The sequence below is a fragment of the Bacteroides sp. PHL 2737 genome (genome assembly GCF_004115325.2).
In the GTDB taxonomy this organism is placed as follows: domain Bacteria; phylum Bacteroidota; class Bacteroidia; order Bacteroidales; family Bacteroidaceae; genus Bacteroides; species Bacteroides hominis.
The window spans coordinates 5,098,257-5,119,687 of the sequence record NZ_CP040630.1 but is presented as its reverse complement, the minus strand read 5'-3'; the positions used below and the strand labels follow the sequence as shown (position 1 = coordinate 5,119,687).

Here is a 21,431-nt window from a genome sequence, read left to right as displayed (position 1 = left end):
GAGTTATGAAGAAAGTTGTGATAATCGGAGCCAGCGGCTTCGTGGGTTCGGCTATTCTAAATGAAGCTTTGAACCGTGGATTTCATGTGACGGCGGTAGTTCGTCATCCTGAAAAAATTAAGATTGAGAATGAAAATCTGGAAGTGAAGAGAGCCGATGTCTCTTCATTAGATGAAGTTTGTGAAGTTTGTCAAGGTGCCGATGCCGTGATTAGTGCTTTTAATCCGGGTTGGAATAATCCTAATATATATAAGGAAACCATTGAGGTCTATCTAACGATTATTGATGGTGTGAAAAAGGCCGGAGTCAACCGTTTTTTAATGGTGGGAGGGGTCGGTTCATTGTTTATTGCTCCGGGTATTCGTCTCGTTGATTCGGGAGAAGTTCCCGAAAAAATATTGCCCGGGGTGAGGGCTTTAAGTGATTTCTACCTTGATTTCTTGAAGAAGGAAAAAGAGATTGATTGGGTCTTCTTCTCACCGGCAGCAGATATGGCTCCGGGAGTACGTACCGGAAGATACCGTCTGGGTAAGGATGATATGATTGTAGATATTGTGGGTAACAGTCATATTTCCGTAGAAGATTATGCCGCTGCCATGGTTGATGAACTTGAAAAGCCGGACCATCATCAGGAACGTTTCACCATAGGGTATTAAACGGACGGTATCTTTCAAAGATAATTAAGATAAAGTTTTGCACATCCCCGGGCGTCGGAAAGGGCTTCGTGGTGCTTAAGTTCAATTCCCTCCCGTTCGCAGCAAGCACTCAGATTGACTGGTTTATATCCCAAAGAACGGTAGATTCGGCAGGTACATTCCCAATGTTCCGGAAGTAATAGCTCGTCATAGTCCAGTCTGTACATCCGCATGGTGCGTTTTAGTACATTACGGTCGAATTGCTCATTATGTGCAACTATTACTTTTCCTTGCAACCGCTTTTTTATTTCAGGATAAATGGCATGAAACCCCGGAAGTGATTCCGTCATTTCCGGGGTTATTCCATGTACGAGGATATTTGCACGCCAGTATTCATTCTCCGGTGGTTGAATCAGGCTGTAATATTCATCCGTAATTTCTCCGTCGGTAACGGTGACAATACCTACGGCACAGGCACTTTCCATGTATCCTGTGGCTGTTTCGAAATCAATGGCGGCAAATGATAGATTCATCAGATTCGGTCAAGAACAGTTTTTATTAATGTATCGATGGTATTTTTATAGCCCGTATTGGCTTCTTTGATCAAACGGTTGGCTATAACCATACAGACTGTCATGGCTTTGTGTCCCATCAGCTTGCCGAGGCCGGCAAGAGCGGAACTCTCCATTTCAAAGTTAGTTATTTTATAACCCTTGTATTCAAACTTTTCGATTTTGTCATTTTGGTTGGGATCTGCCAAAGGAACACGAAGTTCACGTCCTTGCGGTCCGAAAAAACCTCCCGCTGCAATGGTAACTCCACGTACCATATCATCTTGAGCAATACGGTCAATCAATTCAGCATTGGCATCAATCACATAAGGGGCAGGAGCGCATATATTGCCAGACCAACCCATGTGGTTTAGAAATGCCCGCTCAAAAGGAAGATCGCAAACGGCATTGCGTCCGGCATAAAAATTCAACAGACCATCAAAACCGATTGATTTTTCGGAACAGACAAAAGTTCCAACCGGTGTATTGGGTTGCAGTCCCCCACAAGTACCGATACGGACTAATTCCAATGACCGAAGGTGCTCTTTCTCTTCCCGTGTCTGAAAGTCGATATTTGCCAGAGCATCCAGTTCATTAATCACAATGTCGATGTTGTCGCAACCGATACCTGTAGATACGACCGTTATTCGCTTGCCTTTGTAAGTTCCGGTTATAGTCTTAAATTCGCGGCTTTCCACTTCGCATTCTTTGTTTTCGAAGTGAGAAGCTACGAGAGCCACCCGTCCGGGATCACCTACCAATATAACTTTGTCTGCCAACCATTCCGGCTTTACATGCAAATGAAATACCGAACCATCTTCATTAATGATTAATTCGGAGGAAGGAAAATACTTTTTCATGTTATTGAAAGGTTTTAGTTTTATAAATAAGTTCACCACAAATTACATAGATTAACCACTCTTTTTAAGAGATTATTCTTCTCCAGTCAGTTGTGGTATGCTGTGTAGTTTGTGGTGAATGATTTCTCTTTAATCACCCAGTGGTTTGCTGGTAGATCCGCCAATCGGCTTAGCTATATTTTCACGCATTGAGGTGTCAGCCTGGATGTTTTTCATCTTATAATAATCCATAATACCAAGATTTCCATTGCGGAAAGCTTCAGCCATGGCTTTGGGGACTTCTGCTTCTGCTTGAATCACATTAGCTCGGGCTTCTTCTGCTTTGGCTTTCATTTCCTGTTCGGTAGCCACAGCCATTGCGCGACGCTCTTCTGCTTTAGCTTGCGCAATATTCTTATCGGCATTTGCCTGGTCTATCTGTAGAGCAGCACCAATATTCTTACCTATATCGATATCGGCGATATCAATAGAGAGGATCTCAAAGGCAGTACCTGCATCGAGTCCTTTGCGTAGTACCAGTTTTGAGATAGAATCAGGATTCTCAAGTACTGACTTATGGTTTTCAGAGGAACCGATTGACGAAACGATACCTTCGCCTACACGTGCCAGGATTGTATCTTCACCGGCACCACCCACCAATTGACGGATATTGGCGCGTACCGTCACGCGTGCTTTGGCTATCAACTGGATACCGTCTTTGGCAACAGCTGTTACGGGAGGTGTATCAATAACTTTCGGATTAACTGACATCTGTACGGCTTCGAAGACATCACGACCTGCGAGGTCTATAGCAGTAGCCATCTGGAATGGAAGTTCAATATTGGCTTTTGATGCCGATACCAGCGCATGAACTACCCGTTCCACATGACCGCCTGCCAGATAGTGTGCTTCAAGTTCGTCACGGGTTATGTTACTCAATCCCGCTTTATGTGCTTCGATCATACCGGGTACGATGATGTAGGGCGGAACATTACGGATACGCATCAGGAAAAGTTGTACCAGTGAAATATTAACTCCCGATACTTTGGCTGACAACCACAGGAAGAAAGGTACATAATGAAAGAAGAGAACCAGGAAGATAATACCTCCTGCTATCAAGAAGATAGTCAGATACATGGGTTCGACATTCATAATTGTGCTTGATTTTAAATGAATATTAGGATTTTAGTTTTTCGACAAAGATTATTCCATCAGTGATCCGATTGACTATAATCGGAGTTTTTTCATTCAGTAAACCGTCCATTGATTTTACTTCTATGATATTCCCATTGATTTCAGCATTGCCAATCTGAGCCAGGCGGGTAACTGTGATACCCGTATCGCCCACTTTTACTTTTTCGGCAGCACTTCGGTCTATTTTGGATGTTATATCTTTCTTCAATGCGAGCTTATCCAGAGTTTTCGATCGCATAAACCAGACAAGCGAACCGATGCAGGCAACTCCTGAAATGATAAGTGTTGTGAATCCCGCCCCTGTCCCCAGATTGACAAAAGCGTAATAGTTGGCATAGATGATGCAAACCAAAGCCGAAATACCGGCAAGGCTGATACCCGGAATCACAAACAGTTCAACTAAAAAGAGTATTACTGCTGCAACAATCAATGCAATGATGATCAGTACATCCATAATTGGGTTATTTTAAATTTTGTTTTTCTGCGTTCCGGACTTCGATAGCCTGTTTATCCAGTTCTTTCGACATTTGGAATATCCTTTTCTCAAGATCACGGATAGCCGGAGCCATTTTCGTTTGTTCGTCTTTGTTAGACCGTGCAAATCCCTCACGTTGGTTAGTTAGTTTGTTAGTTTGCTGACGGTAGTCTTTCTCCATCTGTTCGTATTTCAAATACAGTTGTTTGGCTTTAGGAGATTTGAAATCCGTCAAATGATGATAGGTAGAATGGTCGTCAATAACAAACTCAAAATCGAAGTTTTGTTGTATGTCAGGTTTGTGGTTAATAGCTGCTTCAAGGCGTTGGCGGGCATTATCCACTATTTTCTGATCTTTCCAGGTACTCTCCAAAGAATGGAGTTGAGCTAACCCGATTATTTCTTCCGGATTCATTGCTTCGTAATTATAAGTCCGTTTGGATTCATTGGGTACGAAAACGTATATACAAACCTTGTCCTCGGGTTGGTGACGGTCGGAAGCGAACCATCCCAGATTATTGTATTCATCGATGACATACATATAATCGTTGTAAGGAGAGTTGAAAGGCATTCCTACATTTTCCGGAACCAGATAGGTATCAGTATTAGTGTTATATCGGGTCACAAAAATATCGTATCCTCCCATAGAACCATCACCGTCGGAAGCATAATAGATAGTCACTCCATCCGACAATACGTATGGGTAATTGGCGTTTCCCGAGGCATTAATACTTCCCGGAAGTGGTTTCCCTTGACTCCATTCATCCAACATTTTGGTCTTGGACAGGATATTCAGGTTTTCTTCTCCTTGTTCGCTGTAATAAATGCGATTTCCGATTTCTGTTTCATAAACCGTTCCCGGATGATGACCTTTGGTTTTGAAATAATTATTGTAAGTGAAAAGTTTACCTGCCTCTTCACTTATTTTATAAGCTTTCAAGAAGTCGACCTTGTCTACTACAAAGCTATCGATGACACACACGTCTTCTACTCCTTTCAGCATGCGAAGATTTCCTTTTGCCTTTTCCAGCAGTTGTTCCGCTTCTTCTGTGGGTTTCTTCCGTTTTGATAGGTCAGCTATGTATGTTTCATAGCAGTCTACCGCATCCTGAAACCGGTATAGATCATTGTAAGTTTGCGCAAGGTACAGCTGCCCGCTCGGAATTCGCTTTTTTACTGCAGTTTCCAGATACTTCAACGCTTCGGCTGCATCACCGGTTTTAAGACAACATACGCCATACCATAGATTATAATTACCGTTTGCCGGTTGCGATTTAACATATTTCTGGAAAACGGGTTTGGCTTCAGCATATTGTCCTTTACCGTACATGGCCCTTGCTTGTTCCAAGGTTTGTGCCGATACGCTTGTCAGGAGAAAGCATAATAGAAAGAATAGAATATTTTTTTTCTTCATAAATGGTCTCGGGTTATTATTCGGAAGTTCAAAAATACAAATTAATTGGAAATAAACCTTTTTTCTCTTCTTCTATTATGTTAATTCTTCTTTAAATCATTCTTTTCTCTTACTTTTGCAGCCGATTTTTAAAAGAGTTATGGCACAGATTACGGAAGAAGAGAAAACCATTCGGCGTATCGAAAAACGGTTTAATAAAGGGATAGTTCAATATGGACTGATAGAAGAGGGAGATAAAGTGCTTGTCGGTCTTTCGGGAGGGAAAGATTCTTTGGCATTGGTGGAATTATTAGGTAAGCGTTCACGTATTTTCAAACCTCGTTTTTCGGTGGTGGCAGTACATGTGGTTATGAAGAATATTCCCTATCAGAGTGATTTGGATTATCTTCGTGCACATGCTGAAAGTTATGGAGTCCCGTTGGTTGTTTATGAAACCTCATTTGATCCTTCTACTGATACCCGCAAATCTCCTTGCTTTCTTTGTTCGTGGAATCGGAGAAAAGCCTTGTTTACAGTTGCCAAAGAACAGGGGTGCAATAAGATTGCTCTCGGACATCACATGGACGATATTCTGGAAACACTATTGATGAATATTACATATCAAGGAGCATTCAGCACAATGCCTCCACGGTTAGTAATGAATAAGTTTGATATGACTATTATTCGTCCGATGTGTCTGGTGCACGAAGCAGACTTGCTGGAACTCGCGCAGATACGTGGATACAGGAAGCAAGTAAAAAACTGTCCATATGAATCGCAGTCGAGCCGTAGTGATATGAAAGGAATACTCCGCCAATTGGAAAAGATGAATCCGGAAGCCCGATATAGCCTTTGGGGAAGCATGACGAATGTACAGGAAGAGTTACTGCCTAAAGAAGTAGAATTTTAATTTCAAATATAAGTATGAAAGGTGTTTATGCAATTTCGTTATTGATTGTTTCCAATATTTTTATGACTTTTGCCTGGTATGGGCATCTGAAACTGCAGGAGACAAAAATGATCAGTAATTGGCCTCTGTATGGCGTGGTTTTGTTTTCATGGGTCATTGCGCTGGCAGAATATTCTTGTCAGGTTCCGGCCAATAGATTGGGGTTTAGTGGGAACGGGGGACCATTTTCATTAATGCAACTCAAAATAATACAAGAAGTGATCACTTTGATCATATTTACTGTCTTTTCTACTTTACTGTTTAAAGGAGAGTCATTACATTGGAATCATGTGGCTGCTTTTGTCTGTTTGATAGCGGCTGTATATTTCGTGTTTATGAAGTAGGCAGTTTGCGTCGGTATCTCCCGAAAGAATATCTCCGGAGAAAGGATATACATATTTCTCCGGGGATATTCTTTTTATTTATCAAGATATTGTTCCATGTTTTTTGTGAAATAGCTTTTCAACTCCCCTTTTTCATCACTGTAGATAAAATAAGCACCTATGTTTGGGTGTGATTTTGTAAATGCCTCCGCTTCATCCAATCCCATTACCATAAAGGCTGTAGCCAATGCGTCGGCAGTCATGCAATCCTCTGCAACTACGGTTGCCGAAAGAATGTTGTGTTGTACCGGATATCCGGTACGGGGATCGATGGTATGGGCATACTTTTTGCCATCTTTATAATAAAAGTTACGATAGTTTCCGGAAGTAGCAATGCCGACATCTGTCAACTTGAGCGTTGTTTGTATCTCTTGATTGAGGGATAACGAATCGTCTACTGGTTTGTTAATGCCGATTCTCCATGCTTCATCTTTGGGATTCAGTCCCTTTACAACCAGTTCTCCACCTATATCGATCATGTAGTTCTTAATACCTTTGCTATCCAGATACCGTGCTACTACATCTACTGAATAACCTTTGGCCACTGCACTGCAACTTAACATCACTCGGGGATCTTCCTTTATTACTTTGCCGTCTTCCAGTTTCGCTTTTTGGTAACCTGTGATTTGGAGCAGGCTGTCTATCATGGTTGAGTCAGGGAAGGCACCCTTCTTGAAACCGAATCCCCATGCGTTGGCCAACGGAGCTACTGTAATATCGAAAGCTCCTTGGGTTTCGGCTGAGATTTCCATGGATCTGTTGAAACAGGTTTGGAAGAAACTATCCGTTACAATTTCTTCGTTACGGTTGACACGGGTAATAACAGACGTGTCATTGAAAGGGGAGAGGGAACCGTCGAACCTCTTTAATTCAGCGTCAATTTCTGTTTTCAGATTACCGTCATATTGGTAAGTAATATTATATACAGTACCGAATACAAGGCCGTTGATACTGTTGTAAGGTAGCTGTTTATTGCGTTGAGCTAATATCCAGATCGTTCCCAGCAGAAGGATAGCCAGCCAAATAAAGCTTTTTCTTGTTTTCTTTTCCATAATGAATAAAAGTATGCAAGCGACAAACCTGTTTATGATTTTCCAGAGTCTTGTGGCTTGTGGTTGATAGCTAATTATTAAAGAATAAGTGTTCTATTAATATTTTGGTTCCGATAAGGATCAGTATAATCCCTCCCCATAATTCAGCACGGAGCTTTCGGGCAATACCACATCCAAAGCGGATGCCGAAGATGAGTCCTATAAGAGACATCAGAAAGGAGACAAATCCGATAATGCCCACTGGGTAAAGGATGGATGAGCAACTCTTAATACCGAGAAAAGCGAAAGACACTCCTATAGCCAATGCGTCAATGCTGGTTGCTATAGCCATTGTTATCACAACTTTCAAGCTTGCCGGATTAAATCTTTGGCAACAATCTTCTTCTTTAAAGGATTCTTTAATCATCCGTCCTCCCAGGAAAGCCAAGATGGCAAAGGCGATCCAATGATCAACCGATTCGATAAGATGACTGAATGTACTTGCTCCCAGCCACCCTAATAGAGGCATTATAGCTTGAAAAAGTCCAAAAAAGAATGCCATGACGAGCATGGGCCGCCATTGGATACGTTTTAAAATAATACCGCTTGCAATAGAGACAGCGAGACAGTCCATCGCTAAACCAATTGCAAGCAGCCAAATTTCTAATCCTGTCATGTCGTTAAAATGGTAGTTTATAAATCAGGGTATATGTGATGCCTATGTTTGAAGAGTCATATTCACCGAAACCCGGTACATACCATGGATTTCCATGTTCGTTGACTGAAGCCGAGGTCTTGAACTTAAAGCGTAAGGTCCATCCCATATAGAATCTTTTATAGATTTGAACGTTTACTCCGGCTACTAACTCAAGCCATTGCATATTGGATTTTAGTCCATTGTAATGATAAGGTACACTTCCTCCCCAGATACCGTCTATTAATCCTGGATTGGCCATACTTCCGCCATAAATAGGGTCGGAAAAGGGTGTACTTGAGATGTCGTATTTGAAACTGCTGAATCCATAACGCAGTCCCACATACAAATATTCTTTAACGACATTATAATCTACTCCGATACGGAAGTAAGGGGCTGCACTTTTGTAATGGATACCATTATCGCTCCAAGTATCTGTCTGTCCGAAACCTATTTCTGCTGTGGGGATAAATTTCCTTTTTAAGTTCACCCGTACATTTACTTCGGAACTTAGAAAATCCCCTCCAAGTAGTTTACTGCCTAACCCAAATAAGTCTACACCTACATACGTACCATTATAAAATGGAATCGTATCCACTTTTATCTCCTCTTTAGCTTTCTCTTTAGTGGAGGGACGTGCATTCGGTCTTTGTTGTTGTGCATGGAGCGGAAGACTGAATGCAAGACACAGCAGACTAACGATTGTAGCGGTAGAATATTTTAAGATTTTCTGTTCCATTAATGTTAGCTGCATTTGATTTGATATATATGGAGTCTATGCTATGATATTTCTTTTTATTGGTATCTGTATAATCAATCGGATGAATACTGATAATGTTTTGTTTCATACTGTATCCACAATCCATAGATTGGAAGTAGGGAGTATTGGTTTGTCGGATAACCATTGTATCTCTTAACAGGCGGGTATAATGAAACACAAGAATGGTAGAGTCACTTGTGTAGCGTAGAGGAAGGGCGATATCATGAACCTTTTTTTGATTATTGATGATAATTGAGTCAGTTCCGAACGCTGTTACGGTCAGAGAGTCAAGAGTGTCGTTCAGTACGGCTTTTGTTTCCGGATTGATGGTATACATATTGGCATAAACCATCGGACGTCCGGTCATGGAGCAGTCGCTCTCTTCCGAGCAAGCAGAAAAGATAGCACCGGTCAGTGGGTAAGCTATCATCAGGAAGAGTATCAGTTTTATTAATTTTTTCATCGTACAGGTTTCATTTATCATTCATTATATTATTTTTTCTATCAGGTAATTGTTACGTTCCGGAGCGTTTCGTGAGATCAGTTCACCAAGGAAACCAGCCAGGAATAGCTGTGTTCCGATAATCATGGCAGTCAGTGACAGATAAAAATAAGGGGAGTCTGTTACCAGGCGGTAAGGCATGCCGTGATTCATATTGTATAACTTACTGGCTCCTACAATAACCACTGAGATGAATCCCAGTATGAACATCAGTGAACCTAACAATCCGAAAAAGTGCATCGGCTTAATGCCGAATTTGGAAAGGAACCAGAGAGAGATTAAGTCAAGATACCCGTTGAAGAAACGGTTCCACCCGCCAAATTTGGTCTTTCCGAATTTACGTGCTTGGTGATGTACCACCTTTTCGCCGATCTTCTGAAATCCGGCATTTTTTGCCAGATAAGGGATATAGCGGTGCATTTCTCCATATACCTCGATGTTCTTCACTACGGCTTTACGATAAGCTTTCAGTCCACAATTAAAGTCGTGGAGGTTATGTATTCCCGAAACTTTGCGTGCAGTCGCATTAAATAATTTGGTAGGCAAAGTTTTCGATAGCGGATCGTATCTTTTTTGTTTATATCCTGAGACAAGGTCATACCCTTCTTCGGTAATCATGCGATATAGTTCCGGTATTTCGTCGGGACTATCTTGCAAATCAGCATCCATAGTGATTACTACATCGCCTTCGGCTCGTTCGAATCCGCAATATAGAGCAGGTGATTTCCCGTAATTTCGTCGGAATTTGATACCTTTTACTGTGCTCGACTGTTTTTGGAGTGATTCGATAATCTCCCATGAACGGTCGGTACTACCATCATTTACAAAGATAACTTCGTACGAAAAGCCATTGGCTTTCATCACTTTCTCAATCCAGGCATAAAGTTCCGGGATGGATTCTTCTTCATTGAACAACGGTACTACAACAGATATATCCATTTTTTATGTGAATTAGATATTATAAATTATAGAGGTTGTACCTCCGGTGATTTAGGCTTTCGCATTACAAATAAGGCAGTGGGGACGGCTAATATGCTGCCATAGAACACATTTTGCGACATCAGTTGCATGGTAATGTCTATCGGTGTCAATGTACTGATCATTTCCATCACTTCTTTGAGTTGTCCGATATAACCTTCTACGCCTGGTACATCTTTATTAGTCAATTCGTCAAACATTCCCATATAGGTGTTTACAATAAAACCATGGTCGATGAACCGGAAATAAATATAATGAGCTACTGCCGTAAGGAGTGCCGCAAACATATACATAAAGACAATAAATACCCATGCTTGCAGAAAACGGATGGAACCGCCACATACTTTGTCGCGATAGGTACGTGCGTAATAATATCCCATAAACGGAACTCCTAAAGTCAGTCCGAAAAACAGGAATAAAAGAAATGGAATAGATAATCCCAGTGGGAATAGAATGAACTTAAGTATCCAGTATACTCCCATATAGGTGCCAAAATGCATGGCATATTTTTGTAAGTTACTTCTGCTCTCTGTCATTTTATTAATAAATAGCGCACAAAGGTACAAATAATATTGGTTGGTATGGAATTTATGCCTGTTAAAGTTAATAAAGCTATCCGGACAGAAAAAAAACATTTTTTTTTCGATTTTAAATCTCTGAAAAGTAGGTGCTTACTGATGAACCTTACAAAAAAATGCAAGCCCCCTATTGCAGGTTTAATAAAAATACCTACCTTTGCACCCGGGTAAGTCCTATACGGCCAGCTCCCTTCGAATCCTCCAGGGCTTGATCGCAGCAAAGGTAGTTGGTTGTAGCGGCGCGATATAGTAAGCTTACCCACTTGCCTCTTTAGCTCAGTTGGCCAGAGCACGTGATTTGTAATCTCGGGGTCGTTGGTTCGAATCCGACAAGAGGCTCAAAAAAAGAAAAGCATCTCGGTACTGAAAAACCATCTGTTTTTTCAGATCAGCCTTCTTGAAGAGCAAAAGTGAGAGTCGCCAAGTTAGTATTTCTAACTTGGCGACTTTTCTATTTTTTTTAAAGCAAGCTCTTGAAACGCTTGATAGCCTCGTCCGTATGGACAGGCAAACACTTATCTTGATTAATTATGTAAAAAAGCAGCTTTCCTTAAATTGATTTGAAGATCCTCTTGATATTTGCTGCAAAGATGACCATAGCGCCTTGCGGTTGCATACAAGAGATCCCGTACGACAATGCCCTGTCGTATCCGAATACCTGCTTTAGTTCCGCGTTTTTCGGTTCTGTTTTATACCTTATACGGGACTTGGCTTTAAGGTCTTCCATATCTTGAAAGATCAACTGCGAGCCCCCGTGTGAGTAGCATCAACTATGATGGTTTTCGATTTCATAATGCCTTTCTCGATTGTTATGGACACAGTCTTGCCGATTAGTTAGAAGGATCAGCAGATCTTTGGACAAATCAAGAACCTGATCCTTACGAGGGTGCTTTTTCAGTGCCCTGAAGATTTTCGGGGGCAGCTTTTTATTTGGAGTATCATTTAAATTAGGGACAAGGACCGATCTTTGTTTTGAAAATAAAGTGTATCATGAAGCAGGAAAGTGGAGACGGTTTTAGTACATTATACCATATTCCATTTTACTTCTGTATGTTTGGTTTGGAACTATATTATTCTGTGTAAATCATCTTTTTAGTCATCCCTCCGTCAATCGTGATATTTTCACCGTTGATAAAGTCATTTCCTTCTTCACAAAGGAATCTACACATGCGGGCTATATCTTCCGGTTTACCGACTCTTCTTGAAGGGTGTTGTGCATGATCCTCCGGACGGAGACAATCGTAGTCATGGGTTTGTATCCAGCCCGGCGCAATAGAATTGACTGTGATATGAAATTGAGCAAGTGACAAGGCTAACGCATGTGTTAGTGAATAGATTCCCCCTTTAGAGGCTGCATACCCCTCGCTGCCGGATTCACTCATTAAATATCTGGTAGAGCAGATGTTGATGATTCTTCCGTACGGATTGGGTGTTGTTTGCGATTGACGGTGGAGAGCCATGAAGTGTGAAGTAATGAATACCGGGCGTAGATTAATGGATAGAATCCTGTCGAAATCTTCTACGCTTGTTTCAGTGATAGGAGAGAAGTCACTGATGCCTGCGTTATTGATTAAGACATCAATGTCATCCCATTCCTCAATGATGCGTTGCATGCAGTGTTCAAGCATATCCTTGTCACTTATGTCAACTTGATGGAAAATGGCTCCTGTTTCTTCTGCAGTACGCTTTCCTGCTATTTCGTCTTTGTCACAAAATGCCACCCGGTACCCATTTTTACAGAATATTTCTACAATAGCTTTACCAATTCCATTGGCTCCTCCCGTTACAAATACTCTTTTATGATTATAGGGCTCTGTTGTCGTTTGAGCCGCTTGTTCCGTTTTAGCAGAGTGAGTGATATTCGTTTTCTTTTTGCCATATTTGCGTGCTTTTTCCCAAGCCGCTTTTCTGGCTTCGTATTGCTCGTATTGTCTTTCGATATAATTGTCTGCCATAATATTTAGGTATTCAAATTGGGTATAGGGTAATGATTCTTAGGTTGTTTATTTGCACCGATGCTGCATATTGGACTAATTGATTACCAATAGTTTGAAACTTAAATGGTAGAAAAGTCCGTTTTGCCCTTCTTTTTCTTCGCTGAACGAATGCAAAGATAGTGCGTTTTTCTGTCATAGGAAAGCAAGTGAAAAATACTTTTGAGAAACATTGTGTGAAATCATGTTTCCGGACATTGATTTACAGGTGTTGTTGTGGATGAATTGCAAAGTATAACTGGTAGTGTTTATGGTGTGGGTTCAACCCATCTCATGAATCTTACGCAGTGCAGGAAAAGACAATCTGATATATATATGTATGATATTATCCTATATGCTGCAGATTCGCATCAGCGAGAGAGAGACTTGTTTAAAAATGAGTTTTATCGTTTAGCTGATTGGTATCGTCCTAAAACGAAAAGTATATCAGAGAAAGCTTGCCAACAATATAATAAACTTGTTACCCAAGGCAGTATGCTATCGAAGCATTTATAAGATTCTTACATTATTGCTTTAAGAGGGATTGGGATAATCATGAGGTTGATAGTTAGGTTTTTAGGTTTATAGTGTCTTGCTTGTTCTGACTTTTCTTATGGCATTTCCAGATTGTGAACAGGTCGGCAAAGTAGCATCACGTTTTGCCAACCTGTATTCTTTGGAATTTATTCGACCGGAATGTAGATTTCGGTTAATAATTCTTCGGGAAGAGTACATGAAGGATCATTAAGGTATCTTTCGGCACTGGGTTCATCTCTCAGGGTACACTCCATTTCGGGTAAATATTTGCCGTAAATTGTATCATATACAGCTTGTAACTGATCGTATGGCCCCTGGTAGAGGAAGGTTGCATAACGTCCCGCAGGCAATTGTTTGAATCCGACATTTCCTTTTGGAGTTGCGCTTGTTGGTAACAACATACATACATCCGTCCGAAGTTTTCCGGCGGGAGTCACTTTAGGATCATCATGGTAGATGCAGAGAGGTGAAGGATCTCCCATCGGAAGCTTTTCTTCTTTCACAAACTGAATCAGACGTATCCAGGTGCCTGCATAGTCATTGAGTTTATAGTCACCGAAGAGACGGATGTAAATTGCATTTCGTTGGGGAAGTTCCCTGATTTCCTTTTTCAATTCCAGATCCGGTTTGATAATGGCTGGTTTCATAATTACAAAGTTTTTATTATTACGATATTCTGTTGGTGAAATACCATACATCTGTTTGAATATTTTGGAGAAAGAGGATGGAGAAGCATATCCGATCCGGTAGGCAATATCAGCTATCGGAGCGGATGAATAGCGTAATAGGCGGGCTGCGGCCTCGGTGCGTGTCCGGACGATAAAAGTACCGACGGGCTCGCCTAAAAAAGCTTTCATGATGCGGTGAAAATAAAAAGGAGAGAAATGGGAAATCCTGGCCAGTGATCTCAGGTCAATTTCTTCACCTAAGTGGAGATTGATATAATCTACCACTGCGTTCACACACTTCTGATACTCTTCTTGCGTTGTCTTTTTTCCTTCCATGATTCAATTGGTATTTCAATGCTGCAAAGATAGGGTGAAAAGAGAGAAAGGACTTGTCCGATGTTGCGGAATACAAATAAAAATGCAATTGGTCTTATTCGGGAACAGGGCTTGCCGGATTCATTTAGGGAGCGCGGCTGCCGGTTACTTTCTATTCGGGTATTCATAGGCTTGGAGCAGAATTGGTTTTAAGAGATATAAAAAGAATCGGGAATAAATCCGATAGGATACGTCAACGGGATGTTTTAAGTTTAAAAGTTTGATATAAAAGATTGGATATGTATACTCGGATTTACATCCTAAAAAAACAGGACAAATGGCCTTGGATTCACTTGCCCGGAAGTTAACCCCCAACCCCCGGACGTACCTTACTAAAGTTTCTTTTGTTTCTTGGATAAATTGTTGTCTCCCCGTCGAACTCTTCATCTTAGCGGCTAAGATGTGCATCTTGGCAGGCAAGATATACATCTTGGTGGCTAAGATATGTATCTTGCCAGCCAAGATACAGTTTAATTGCTTCTTTTAACAAGTTTTCTTCCAATACTTCAGAATTCGGGGCAGAATGATATCCTATTTAATAATTTACGATTCAGCCTCTTCCTGCCTTTTTTGAAGCTTTCGGACCTTTCTGAAAAATAAACAAATAAGCCCGTCTTACAAAAAATGATTTGATATGGGAATATCCGAAGTATTCATAAGATGGATTAGTACACAGCTGCCTTGCCTCCAGATGTTACTCTTTGATCATTGTCAGCAACATCTTAAACCTTTCAATAGCTGTCAGTGCATGCGGCGCGTTGGCCGGAAACACGATACTTTCTCCGGCTTTCACCGTAAACTCCTGACCGTTTACTATCATATTCGCACTTCCTTCCAATATTTGTACCAAAGCATCGAACGGGGCACGATGCTCACTAAGTCCCTCTCCTTTGTCGAACGAGAATAGAGTGATATTCCCGGCAGAACTCTTGATCAACTGTTTACTGATAATTCCTCCTTCGGAATATTCCACTAATGAAGGCAGGTGGAGTACGGCTCCCTTTTTAAAAGACTGTTCCATATTCAATATTGTTTTTTTGAGTAGATACGAAGATAGAACGTTTGAAGAAAAAGATTGTTTATCTGTTTCTTTTTTCTACCTTTGCCGCATATTCATTATTAAGTCATTGATCTTCCGAATGAAACTCTGCATATAGCTACGCTCAACGAATAGCTCCCGATTTATAAAGCTATTCAGCTATCGGACAGATGCTCCGGCGTCTTTCCCCGAGTTTTTTATATCCGTTTATTTACCCGTTACGTGCATATAGGTACAACCGGACTCGTATGTCTGTTTGATACCTGAATGTGCCGTTTTCATTCAATTGAGCAATGAATTATACTTATCGACAAATAGGACTTATCAATTATCCTGTGATGCTGAGCATCTTGATGGAACAGTTAATCAATATAACCGATGCTATTTTTTTAGGACATGTCGGTGAAGTGGAATTGGGAGCTTCCGCTCTTGCCAGCATCTATTATCTCGCTGTTTACATGTTGGGATTCGGTTTCAGTCTGGGTCTGCAAGTGATGATCGCCCGCCGTAACGGTGAGAGGCGTTATGCCGGAACAGGCAGAACCTTCTTTCAAGGATTGTTTTTCTTAAGTGCTCTGGCTGTCCTTCTGAGCTTCTCTTCTTATTTCTTTTCACCATTTATCCTGAAGTATTTCATTCACTCGCCTGAGATCTATCGTGCCGTGACCGATTACCTGGATTGGAGATGTTTCGGCCTGCTGTTCTCTTTCCCGTTTCTGGCCTTCCGTTCTTTTTATGTTGGCATCACCCGGACCAATGCTTTGTCGTGGGCGGCGATGACGGCTGTTTCAGTCAACATCCTCTGCAACTATCTGTTTATTTTTGTTTGGGGTAAGGGAATAGCAGGTGCGGCCTTAGCCTCTTCTCTGTCTGAGGCTGCTTCCCTCCTGATCGTTGCCGTTTATGCTTGGGTGAAAGTGGACGGGAGAGAGTTCGGACTTAAACCACTATATGACAAACGGTTGTTGGCCGAACTGCTGCGTCTCTCCCTATGGAGCATGTTACACGCTTTTATCAGCGTTGCTCCGTGGTTTCTGTTTTTTGTAGCAATTGAACGGTTGGGGGAGGTGCAACTTGCTGTTTCCAATATTATAAGGAGCGTTTCTACCGTCTTCTTTGTTATTGTCAATTCGTTTGCCGCTACTACGGGGGCACTGGTCAGTAACCTGATCGGAGCGGGGGAGAGGCGATTGTTGTTTCCGCTCTGCCGGAAAATTGTGAAGTTAGGTTATGCAATTGGTTTTCCTCTGATAGTATTGGCTGCGTGTTTTCATCGGCAGATTGCCGGGCTTTATACGGATAGTACCCGACTGATAGAAATGTCAGCCGTCCCTTTTATAGTGATGCTGTTTAATTATGTGTTTGCCTTGCCGGGATATGTGTATATCAATGCGGTGACGGGTACGGGAAAAACCCGTACTGCCTTTCTGTTTCAGTTGACAACGATTGCTGTCAATCTGGCCTATTTATATCTGCTGAGCCGATATGCCGGGGTCCCTTTGGCTGTCTATCTGATGGCGGAATATCTTTTCGTGATTTTGTTGGCTATCCAGTCCGTCCTTTATTTGCGGGCGTCATCGTAACATTTCCTTTTTCAGGTAGAAGCATAAATGATCGTATACATGGCCGTCATAAGTCGTTTCCGCTTCGTGGAGGATACCTTCGTATACAAATCCGTGCCGTTCCAGCAAATGTCGGGAGCGGGTATTATGCGGATAGCAGTTTGCCGAGATCAAATGCAGCCCCAGTACGTTAAATCCATAATCCAATACGGCATGTGTTGCTTCCGAAGCTATTCCTTTTCCCCAATGGCACTCCTTCAGCCAGTATCCTAACATGCGTGTCCGGGGATTCTCCCGTTTGGGATCGGGAATAATGCCGATAGAACCCACCAGAGAATTATTCTCTTTCAGAATCATAGCAAAGACTCCTTCATTCCCCATAAATACCGTATGCAGGATTTCTTTGGAGTCTTCGATACTTTTGTGAGGTTCCCAACCGGCGTTATTTCCCAGATTCGGGTTCTGGCAGCATTCAAAGAGTTCCTGTAAGTCCGTTTCCCGGAAAGGGCGGAGAAGGAGGCGTTCGGTTTTTAAAGTGATGGTGTCCATAAGATTATAATTCATATTTGGAGTACAGTGAAATTGGATTCTTCTGCAAAGATGGTATTTTTATTTCTAACCTTGCACGGTCTATCTCTTTTTTATTATCCGATTTACCATATCTTTGGCGGAAAATCCGGAAAAAACAATGGATTCAATCCCTATTACCGGAGAAGAGTTGTGGGCAAAACAAAATTTGTTGCCTTCGGATGTAGACTATACTATTTTGGAAAGAGACAAAATGATGCTTCATCAATTGTCAAAGTTCAGCCGGAATTGCACTTTCGTTGTCGATGTATATAAATGCAGGTACGCTTTTGCATCTTCCAATTGTTATAGACCGAAAAACGAAATTTCCAAGTTGGAAAAACGAAACGGTGAAGTCTAAACTAAACAATACATGATTTAGATAATGTAGAGAGAATTTATGATTCTAATAATGAATTCATTATGTGTGTGTTAAAGGAAACTGCTTCTGAAAAAAATGTCATTATAAGCTCTTTATATTAAATATTATTATCTATATTTGTACTCATAAATCAGAATGGATCCTCTCATAATGGAGCTATATGTAGTGCTTGAAAAACAAACAAAACAGTAGCTCTAATAATTGGCTGCTTGTCTTTGAAAACATATCGAGTGTATCTTATTGAAAAGAGATGTATGCTGACTGTAAATGTACTTGCGATATACCCATATATATAATAGGGACATTCAGCAAATAACATAGAGCTAACCAACTAAGTGGTACAATAAAATAGAAAAGCTTGGATACGGATGTTTCAGAACCGTAACAAATACCATGCAGAACTATTATGAAACAATACTAATATGAACAATACTAAACTATTTCGTTAATAGGGAAACAAATGCATTTGCAGAATCATTCAATGCAAAAATTTAAGGGTTCAGAGCACAGTTTAGGGAAGTCGGAGATATACCATTCTTTATTTTTAGATTATGCAAACTAACAGGGTAGATTTAACATACCCACAGGGTTTTCGGACTGACCCCATTTTTCTTGTACAGACTCGCTAAATTATATGCATAAAAAGAAAAGCTCTCAGATTTTTACATTGATCCCCTTGCTTTGCTTATTCTTGGAAATGAAAAATCCCTGAACTTCTTTGAAATTCAAGGATTTACATCGTTTTTCTTTCTTAAAAAGTGGTGCCACCAGCAACCGAAAATCGGTTTGTATGGCACTATTTCTCAATAAGTTATATCTTTATCACGATGTTAGTCCCTTGAATAAGGTTTTCACAGCTTTGCACCGTTCGACATCAGTTTGTATCTTGGGTACGATTTCTGAGTGCAAAGATACAACTAATATTAGAATTTCAAATATTATCCTTTTATTTGTTCTCTAAAAGACTTACCTATATCCATTATTAACTTGTCATATTTTTCTTTTGTCCTTCTATTTTTATTGATGGTGTTTTGTGCATCTGCTTTAGATATTATTTGTTGAACTTGTTCTCCACCTTCAATTTGTATTCTTATATCTATAAGCTTTAATTTTCCGAATTGGAATTGTTCAAATTGTTCTATAAGTTGAATTAATTTCTCATAATGTTCTTCTTCTATTAATAGAAGATTATCGCTAATAGCATTACGAGTAAGCCTGATTTGTTCACTGAAAGATGGTATTTGATTAGGGTCTGCTTTTTGCCATAACAAATCAGCTTGTCGTTTTGTATATAGTAGAACTTTCCATAAATCATTATACAATTCAAACTGTTTCTCTGAATATCTGAGAAACTGGGATTTTGCTTTCTCTAATTCATTTTTTGTATTTTCCAATTCAGAAGCATACTTTGTTTTTATCACTTCTAATTCTTTTTCATGTTTATTATTATAAGCGTCTAATAATCTAGTTGAAAGGAAATTTCCAAACCATTTAGATAGTGCAATAATAACAACACTTGAACCACCGATTGAGACAATGAAGGCTGTTACTAACTTTACATATTCTATCATTTCCATATTTTAATAATATAATCCGTTATTCTGCATCCAAGTATTAATACTATCAGGGTCAATACTGCCAAATAAGTATTTGTTCTTTGATAAAAAACCAACTCGTTGCCCTCTTAAATATATGGTAGGTGGAGTGGATGTATATGGATTATAAGGGCTTAAAGAAGAGTAAGGACTACCATAAGTTGAATACTGATTCTTAAATGAAGTAGCGGAATAGATACTACCATACAAACCATATTCATAGGAAATGGAATCTATATCGTATCTATTAAGAGAAAGTTTTCCTAAGAATTGCCCGTCACTAGCAATTAAAAAGGATTCACATCTTGCAATTCTATTATTGAAATCATTTATATTCATATATTTATTTTTTTATGATATATTGTTGTAATGGACTATTAGGTTTGTTAGGTATAGTCATAGAAAGAATGCCTACTTCTAAAAGTGGATTTATGATATTTTTTTTAAATCTACTTCGGTTTGTTTGTCCTACAAGTTTCATTATTTCTTGAATAGAATGGGGTTCTGAGCAATACGAAATTATTTGTTCCGCTATAGATGTATAACGTATATCCAGCTTAGGACATTCTTGGGACAAGCTTGGGACATTTATTATTTCATTTTTGATACTAATTCCTCTTTTAAATACAGCTGTAAACATCCCCTCTGTGTGAAATTCCGGTTCGGGAAGATTCGCTTCCCTCATGGCTTCTTGCATACGAGGAATACCGGATGCAACTCTTTCGACCAAGTGCATACGGGTAAATAACCCGAATATTAGTGGGTTACGTGTCATGCTTTTATGCCCGAAATTTTTAGCTACAATAGGCAAAAGTCCTCCGGGATTGGAAATCTCTACCCGGTCGTCAAACATTTCTATCATAATGCTTGCGCCTTGTTCATAGTAGTCACGATGTGACAGGGCGTTTATAATGGCTTCTTTAAATACGGTCAAAGGTATTTCCCAAATTTCCTCTCTTGGTCCTGCTCCCTCTATTTTATAAGCTACTTGCAGTTTGCTTTCCAGCCAAGACATAGCCTGTAGATATTGTTGGTACAATGAACCTCCGAAAGTTTTATCATCTATAATATAGACTTTGTTTGTTCCCTTGAAAAGAACACATCTTGTAACAGCGTGCGGAAACTTTCGTTCAGGTTGCTTGCCGAAGAACATCGCTGCACCGTTCTTTGCCGTTCCATTCTCGGTAAACAGTTCCAAGTTCTCAAATATTTGTTTGTCGGGTGTGGACAGACTTAGTTTGGCTTCTGTTCGGAAATCCTTAATCATCTGTTCGTCTGCATCCATGTAGATATTGAACCAATGGCAGGGTATATGGTCGAAAAAGATTTTGTTACACTCCTGAAAGAAGCTGCGCATTTCTTCGGCTGTGTGAAGTTTCTGTGAGTTTGCCCCCTCACGGACATAGATAGAACCGGAAAATATATAAGGTTTATCCTTGCCGGACGGAACATCAATCACCCAAACAGTTTTATTCACAAGATTTACGGAATACAATTCACAGTGAAGTGCAGGAGATATTTCGCTGATAGAACCTTGAATGGCAGAACGCTTATCGTTTTCTAAGTTAGTATCTACCACTTGCCCGTTATCATCTACTCCAATAAGCAAATATCCTCCGTCTGCATTGGCGAAAGCACATATTTCCTCTGTCAGTTCACGAACCTTTGAAGGAACACGAACTTTAAACTCCACATTGTAGCCCTCTCCACTGTCAATGAGTGATTGTATGGTTTCTGTATTCAGCATAAGTTTTTATGACGATGATACAAA

21 protein-coding genes, 1 tRNA gene and 3 pseudogenes are annotated in these 21,431 nt (G+C 40.4%); 7 read left to right on the top strand and 18 right to left on the bottom strand.

Annotated elements, in window-relative coordinates:
• The first annotated feature begins 5 nt into the window (after nucleotides 1–5).
• Complete coding sequence (locus DBK98_RS21305; protein ID WP_005807919.1) at nucleotides 6–656, top strand: NAD(P)-dependent oxidoreductase; 651 nt, start codon at nucleotides 6–8, stop codon at nucleotides 654–656.
• Here the strand turns inward: DBK98_RS21305 and DBK98_RS21300 are convergent.
• The 5 genes and pseudogenes from DBK98_RS21300 to DBK98_RS21280 all read right to left on the bottom strand — a co-directional run bounded on the left by DBK98_RS21300 (nucleotide 640) and on the right by DBK98_RS21280 (nucleotide 5,108).
• Nucleotides 640–1,168 (bottom strand): annotated as a pseudogene (locus DBK98_RS21300) (3'-5' exonuclease). The gene DBK98_RS21305 and the pseudogene DBK98_RS21300 sit on opposite strands and share 17 nt — an antisense overlap.
• Nucleotides 1,168–2,046 (bottom strand): nucleoside phosphorylase, encoded by an 879-nt coding sequence (locus tag DBK98_RS21295; protein ID WP_005807914.1) that lies wholly within the window; start codon nucleotides 2,044–2,046, stop codon nucleotides 1,168–1,170. Before DBK98_RS21295 ends, DBK98_RS21300 begins: the two are co-directional and overlap by 1 nt.
• 129 nt (nucleotides 2,047–2,175) lie before the next feature.
• Entirely contained in the window at nucleotides 2,176–3,177 is a 1,002-nt protein-coding gene (gene floA, locus DBK98_RS21290) for a flotillin-like protein FloA (RefSeq protein ID WP_005807912.1), read from the bottom strand.
• 25 nt (nucleotides 3,178–3,202) lie between these two features.
• On the bottom strand, nucleotides 3,203–3,673 hold the full coding sequence (locus DBK98_RS21285) for an NfeD family protein (RefSeq protein WP_005782627.1): 471 nt from the start codon (nucleotides 3,671–3,673) through the stop codon (nucleotides 3,203–3,205).
• A gap of 7 nt (nucleotides 3,674–3,680) precedes the next feature.
• Nucleotides 3,681–5,108 (bottom strand): tetratricopeptide repeat protein, encoded by a 1,428-nt coding sequence (locus DBK98_RS21280; protein ID WP_005807908.1) that lies wholly within the window; start codon nucleotides 5,106–5,108, stop codon nucleotides 3,681–3,683.
• A gap of 139 nt (nucleotides 5,109–5,247) precedes the next feature.
• On the opposite strand from DBK98_RS21280, the gene DBK98_RS21275 reads away from it, so the two are divergent.
• Together DBK98_RS21275 and DBK98_RS21270 are read left to right on the top strand one after the other, a co-directional pair.
• Nucleotides 5,248–5,997, top strand: a complete 750-nt coding sequence (locus tag DBK98_RS21275; protein WP_005782625.1) for an ATP-binding protein — start codon at nucleotides 5,248–5,250, stop codon at nucleotides 5,995–5,997.
• 14 nt (nucleotides 5,998–6,011) lie between these two features.
• Nucleotides 6,012–6,380, top strand: coding sequence for a DMT family protein (locus tag DBK98_RS21270; RefSeq protein ID WP_005782624.1), 369 nt, complete (start codon nucleotides 6,012–6,014; stop codon nucleotides 6,378–6,380).
• A gap of 74 nt (nucleotides 6,381–6,454) precedes the next feature.
• Here DBK98_RS21270 and DBK98_RS21265 read toward each other — a convergent pair whose 3' ends face one another.
• From DBK98_RS21265 to DBK98_RS21240, 6 genes are all read right to left on the bottom strand, one after another.
• Nucleotides 6,455–7,471 (bottom strand): FAD:protein FMN transferase, encoded by a 1,017-nt coding sequence (locus DBK98_RS21265; RefSeq protein WP_032536802.1) that lies wholly within the window; start codon nucleotides 7,469–7,471, stop codon nucleotides 6,455–6,457.
• A 70-nt stretch (nucleotides 7,472–7,541) separates the two neighbouring features.
• Entirely contained in the window at nucleotides 7,542–8,126 is a 585-nt protein-coding gene (locus DBK98_RS21260; RefSeq protein WP_005782622.1) for a manganese efflux pump MntP family protein, read from the bottom strand.
• 4 nt (nucleotides 8,127–8,130) lie between these two features.
• Entirely contained in the window at nucleotides 8,131–8,883 is a 753-nt protein-coding gene (locus DBK98_RS21255) for a DUF6048 family protein (RefSeq protein ID WP_005782620.1), read from the bottom strand.
• The gene (locus tag DBK98_RS21250) at nucleotides 8,840–9,367 is read right to left on the bottom strand and encodes a DUF6452 family protein (RefSeq protein ID WP_032536806.1); all 528 of its coding nucleotides are present in this window, start codon (nucleotides 9,365–9,367) and stop codon (nucleotides 8,840–8,842) included. Before DBK98_RS21250 ends, DBK98_RS21255 begins: the two co-directional genes overlap by 44 nt.
• A gap of 24 nt (nucleotides 9,368–9,391) precedes the next feature.
• A complete protein-coding gene (locus DBK98_RS21245; RefSeq protein WP_005782616.1) occupies nucleotides 9,392–10,345 on the bottom strand; it encodes a glycosyltransferase family 2 protein in 954 nt (317 codons plus the stop codon).
• A 26-nt stretch (nucleotides 10,346–10,371) separates the two neighbouring features.
• A complete protein-coding gene (locus DBK98_RS21240; RefSeq protein ID WP_032530334.1) occupies nucleotides 10,372–10,920 on the bottom strand; it encodes a DUF4199 domain-containing protein in 549 nt (182 codons plus the stop codon).
• Between the two features lie 307 nt (nucleotides 10,921–11,227).
• On the opposite strand from DBK98_RS21240, the gene DBK98_RS21235 reads away from it, so the two are divergent.
• Nucleotides 11,228–11,301: transfer RNA gene (locus DBK98_RS21235), tRNA-Thr, on the top strand.
• A 731-nt stretch (nucleotides 11,302–12,032) separates the two neighbouring features.
• On the opposite strand, the gene DBK98_RS21230 is transcribed toward DBK98_RS21235, so the two are convergent.
• From DBK98_RS21230 to DBK98_RS21220, 3 genes are all read right to left on the bottom strand, one after another.
• Nucleotides 12,033–12,917, bottom strand: a complete 885-nt coding sequence (locus DBK98_RS21230; RefSeq protein ID WP_032536801.1) for an SDR family NAD(P)-dependent oxidoreductase — start codon at nucleotides 12,915–12,917, stop codon at nucleotides 12,033–12,035.
• A gap of 701 nt (nucleotides 12,918–13,618) precedes the next feature.
• The gene (locus tag DBK98_RS21225; RefSeq protein WP_032536800.1) at nucleotides 13,619–14,476 is read right to left on the bottom strand and encodes a GyrI-like domain-containing protein; all 858 of its coding nucleotides are present in this window, start codon (nucleotides 14,474–14,476) and stop codon (nucleotides 13,619–13,621) included.
• Between the two features lie 733 nt (nucleotides 14,477–15,209).
• Entirely contained in the window at nucleotides 15,210–15,536 is a 327-nt protein-coding gene (locus tag DBK98_RS21220) for a cupin domain-containing protein (RefSeq protein WP_005782604.1), read from the bottom strand.
• A 311-nt stretch (nucleotides 15,537–15,847) separates the two neighbouring features.
• Here DBK98_RS21220 and DBK98_RS21215 point away from each other — a divergent pair, with 311 nt between their 5' ends.
• Nucleotides 15,848–17,137, top strand: a complete 1,290-nt coding sequence (locus DBK98_RS21215; RefSeq protein ID WP_032536798.1) for an MATE family efflux transporter — start codon at nucleotides 15,848–15,850, stop codon at nucleotides 17,135–17,137.
• On the opposite strand, the gene DBK98_RS21210 is transcribed toward DBK98_RS21215, so the two are convergent.
• Nucleotides 17,129–17,665: a GNAT family N-acetyltransferase gene (locus tag DBK98_RS21210; RefSeq protein ID WP_032536805.1), complete on the bottom strand. Its 537-nt coding sequence runs from the start codon at nucleotides 17,663–17,665 to the stop codon at nucleotides 17,129–17,131. The genes DBK98_RS21215 and DBK98_RS21210 overlap by 9 nt on opposite strands.
• 139 nt (nucleotides 17,666–17,804) lie before the next feature.
• Between DBK98_RS21210 and DBK98_RS21205 the strand changes: the two are divergent.
• Together DBK98_RS21205 and DBK98_RS23445 are read left to right on the top strand one after the other, a co-directional pair.
• Nucleotides 17,805–17,987: pseudogene (locus tag DBK98_RS21205) on the top strand (DNA-binding response regulator); the annotation flags it as partial.
• Between the two features lie 411 nt (nucleotides 17,988–18,398).
• Nucleotides 18,399–18,635: pseudogene (locus tag DBK98_RS23445) on the top strand (transposase); the annotation flags it as partial.
• A gap of 368 nt (nucleotides 18,636–19,003) precedes the next feature.
• On the opposite strand, the gene DBK98_RS21200 reads toward DBK98_RS23445, so the two are convergent.
• From DBK98_RS21200 to DBK98_RS21190, 3 genes are read right to left on the bottom strand one after another with little or no spacing between them, the layout of a single operon-like run.
• A complete protein-coding gene (locus tag DBK98_RS21200) occupies nucleotides 19,004–19,642 on the bottom strand; it encodes a hypothetical protein (RefSeq protein ID WP_227239007.1) in 639 nt (212 codons plus the stop codon).
• Between the two features lie 3 nt (nucleotides 19,643–19,645).
• Complete coding sequence (locus DBK98_RS21195; RefSeq protein ID WP_007653852.1) at nucleotides 19,646–19,999, bottom strand: hypothetical protein; 354 nt, start codon at nucleotides 19,997–19,999, stop codon at nucleotides 19,646–19,648.
• A gap of 4 nt (nucleotides 20,000–20,003) precedes the next feature.
• Nucleotides 20,004–21,407: an ATP-binding protein gene (locus DBK98_RS21190; protein WP_007653851.1), complete on the bottom strand. Its 1,404-nt coding sequence runs from the start codon at nucleotides 21,405–21,407 to the stop codon at nucleotides 20,004–20,006.
• Between the last annotated feature and the right edge of the window lie 24 nt (nucleotides 21,408–21,431).

What these genes read in the sequence shown, in the direction of transcription:
- DBK98_RS21305 (WP_005807919.1), top strand. Translation starts at nt 6, where the DNA reads ATGAAGAAAGTTGTGATAATCGGAGCCAGCGGCTTCGTGGGTTCGGCT.
- DBK98_RS21295 (WP_005807914.1), bottom strand. Translation starts at nt 2,046, where the DNA reads ATGAAAAAGTATTTTCCTTCCTCCGAATTAATCATTAATGAAGATGGT.
- floA (WP_005807912.1), bottom strand. Translation starts at nt 3,177, where the DNA reads ATGAATGTCGAACCCATGTATCTGACTATCTTCTTGATAGCAGGAGGT.
- DBK98_RS21285 (WP_005782627.1), bottom strand. Translation starts at nt 3,673, where the DNA reads ATGGATGTACTGATCATCATTGCATTGATTGTTGCAGCAGTAATACTC.
- DBK98_RS21280 (WP_005807908.1), bottom strand. Translation starts at nt 5,108, where the DNA reads ATGAAGAAAAAAAATATTCTATTCTTTCTATTATGCTTTCTCCTGACA.
- DBK98_RS21275 (WP_005782625.1), top strand. Translation starts at nt 5,248, where the DNA reads ATGGCACAGATTACGGAAGAAGAGAAAACCATTCGGCGTATCGAAAAA.
- DBK98_RS21270 (WP_005782624.1), top strand. Translation starts at nt 6,012, where the DNA reads ATGAAAGGTGTTTATGCAATTTCGTTATTGATTGTTTCCAATATTTTT.
- DBK98_RS21265 (WP_032536802.1), bottom strand. Translation starts at nt 7,471, where the DNA reads ATGGAAAAGAAAACAAGAAAAAGCTTTATTTGGCTGGCTATCCTTCTG.
- DBK98_RS21260 (WP_005782622.1), bottom strand. Translation starts at nt 8,126, where the DNA reads ATGACAGGATTAGAAATTTGGCTGCTTGCAATTGGTTTAGCGATGGAC.
- DBK98_RS21255 (WP_005782620.1), bottom strand. Translation starts at nt 8,883, where the DNA reads ATGGAACAGAAAATCTTAAAATATTCTACCGCTACAATCGTTAGTCTG.
- DBK98_RS21250 (WP_032536806.1), bottom strand. Translation starts at nt 9,367, where the DNA reads ATGAAAAAATTAATAAAACTGATACTCTTCCTGATGATAGCTTACCCA.
- DBK98_RS21245 (WP_005782616.1), bottom strand. Translation starts at nt 10,345, where the DNA reads ATGGATATATCTGTTGTAGTACCGTTGTTCAATGAAGAAGAATCCATC.
- DBK98_RS21240 (WP_032530334.1), bottom strand. Translation starts at nt 10,920, where the DNA reads ATGACAGAGAGCAGAAGTAACTTACAAAAATATGCCATGCATTTTGGC.
- DBK98_RS21230 (WP_032536801.1), bottom strand. Translation starts at nt 12,917, where the DNA reads ATGGCAGACAATTATATCGAAAGACAATACGAGCAATACGAAGCCAGA.
- DBK98_RS21225 (WP_032536800.1), bottom strand. Translation starts at nt 14,476, where the DNA reads ATGGAAGGAAAAAAGACAACGCAAGAAGAGTATCAGAAGTGTGTGAAC.
- DBK98_RS21220 (WP_005782604.1), bottom strand. Translation starts at nt 15,536, where the DNA reads ATGGAACAGTCTTTTAAAAAGGGAGCCGTACTCCACCTGCCTTCATTA.
- DBK98_RS21215 (WP_032536798.1), top strand. Translation starts at nt 15,848, where the DNA reads ATGAATTATACTTATCGACAAATAGGACTTATCAATTATCCTGTGATG.
- DBK98_RS21210 (WP_032536805.1), bottom strand. Translation starts at nt 17,665, where the DNA reads ATGGACACCATCACTTTAAAAACCGAACGCCTCCTTCTCCGCCCTTTC.
- DBK98_RS21200 (WP_227239007.1), bottom strand. Translation starts at nt 19,642, where the DNA reads ATGGAAATGATAGAATATGTAAAGTTAGTAACAGCCTTCATTGTCTCA.
- DBK98_RS21195 (WP_007653852.1), bottom strand. Translation starts at nt 19,999, where the DNA reads ATGAATATAAATGATTTCAATAATAGAATTGCAAGATGTGAATCCTTT.
- DBK98_RS21190 (WP_007653851.1), bottom strand. Translation starts at nt 21,407, where the DNA reads ATGCTGAATACAGAAACCATACAATCACTCATTGACAGTGGAGAGGGC.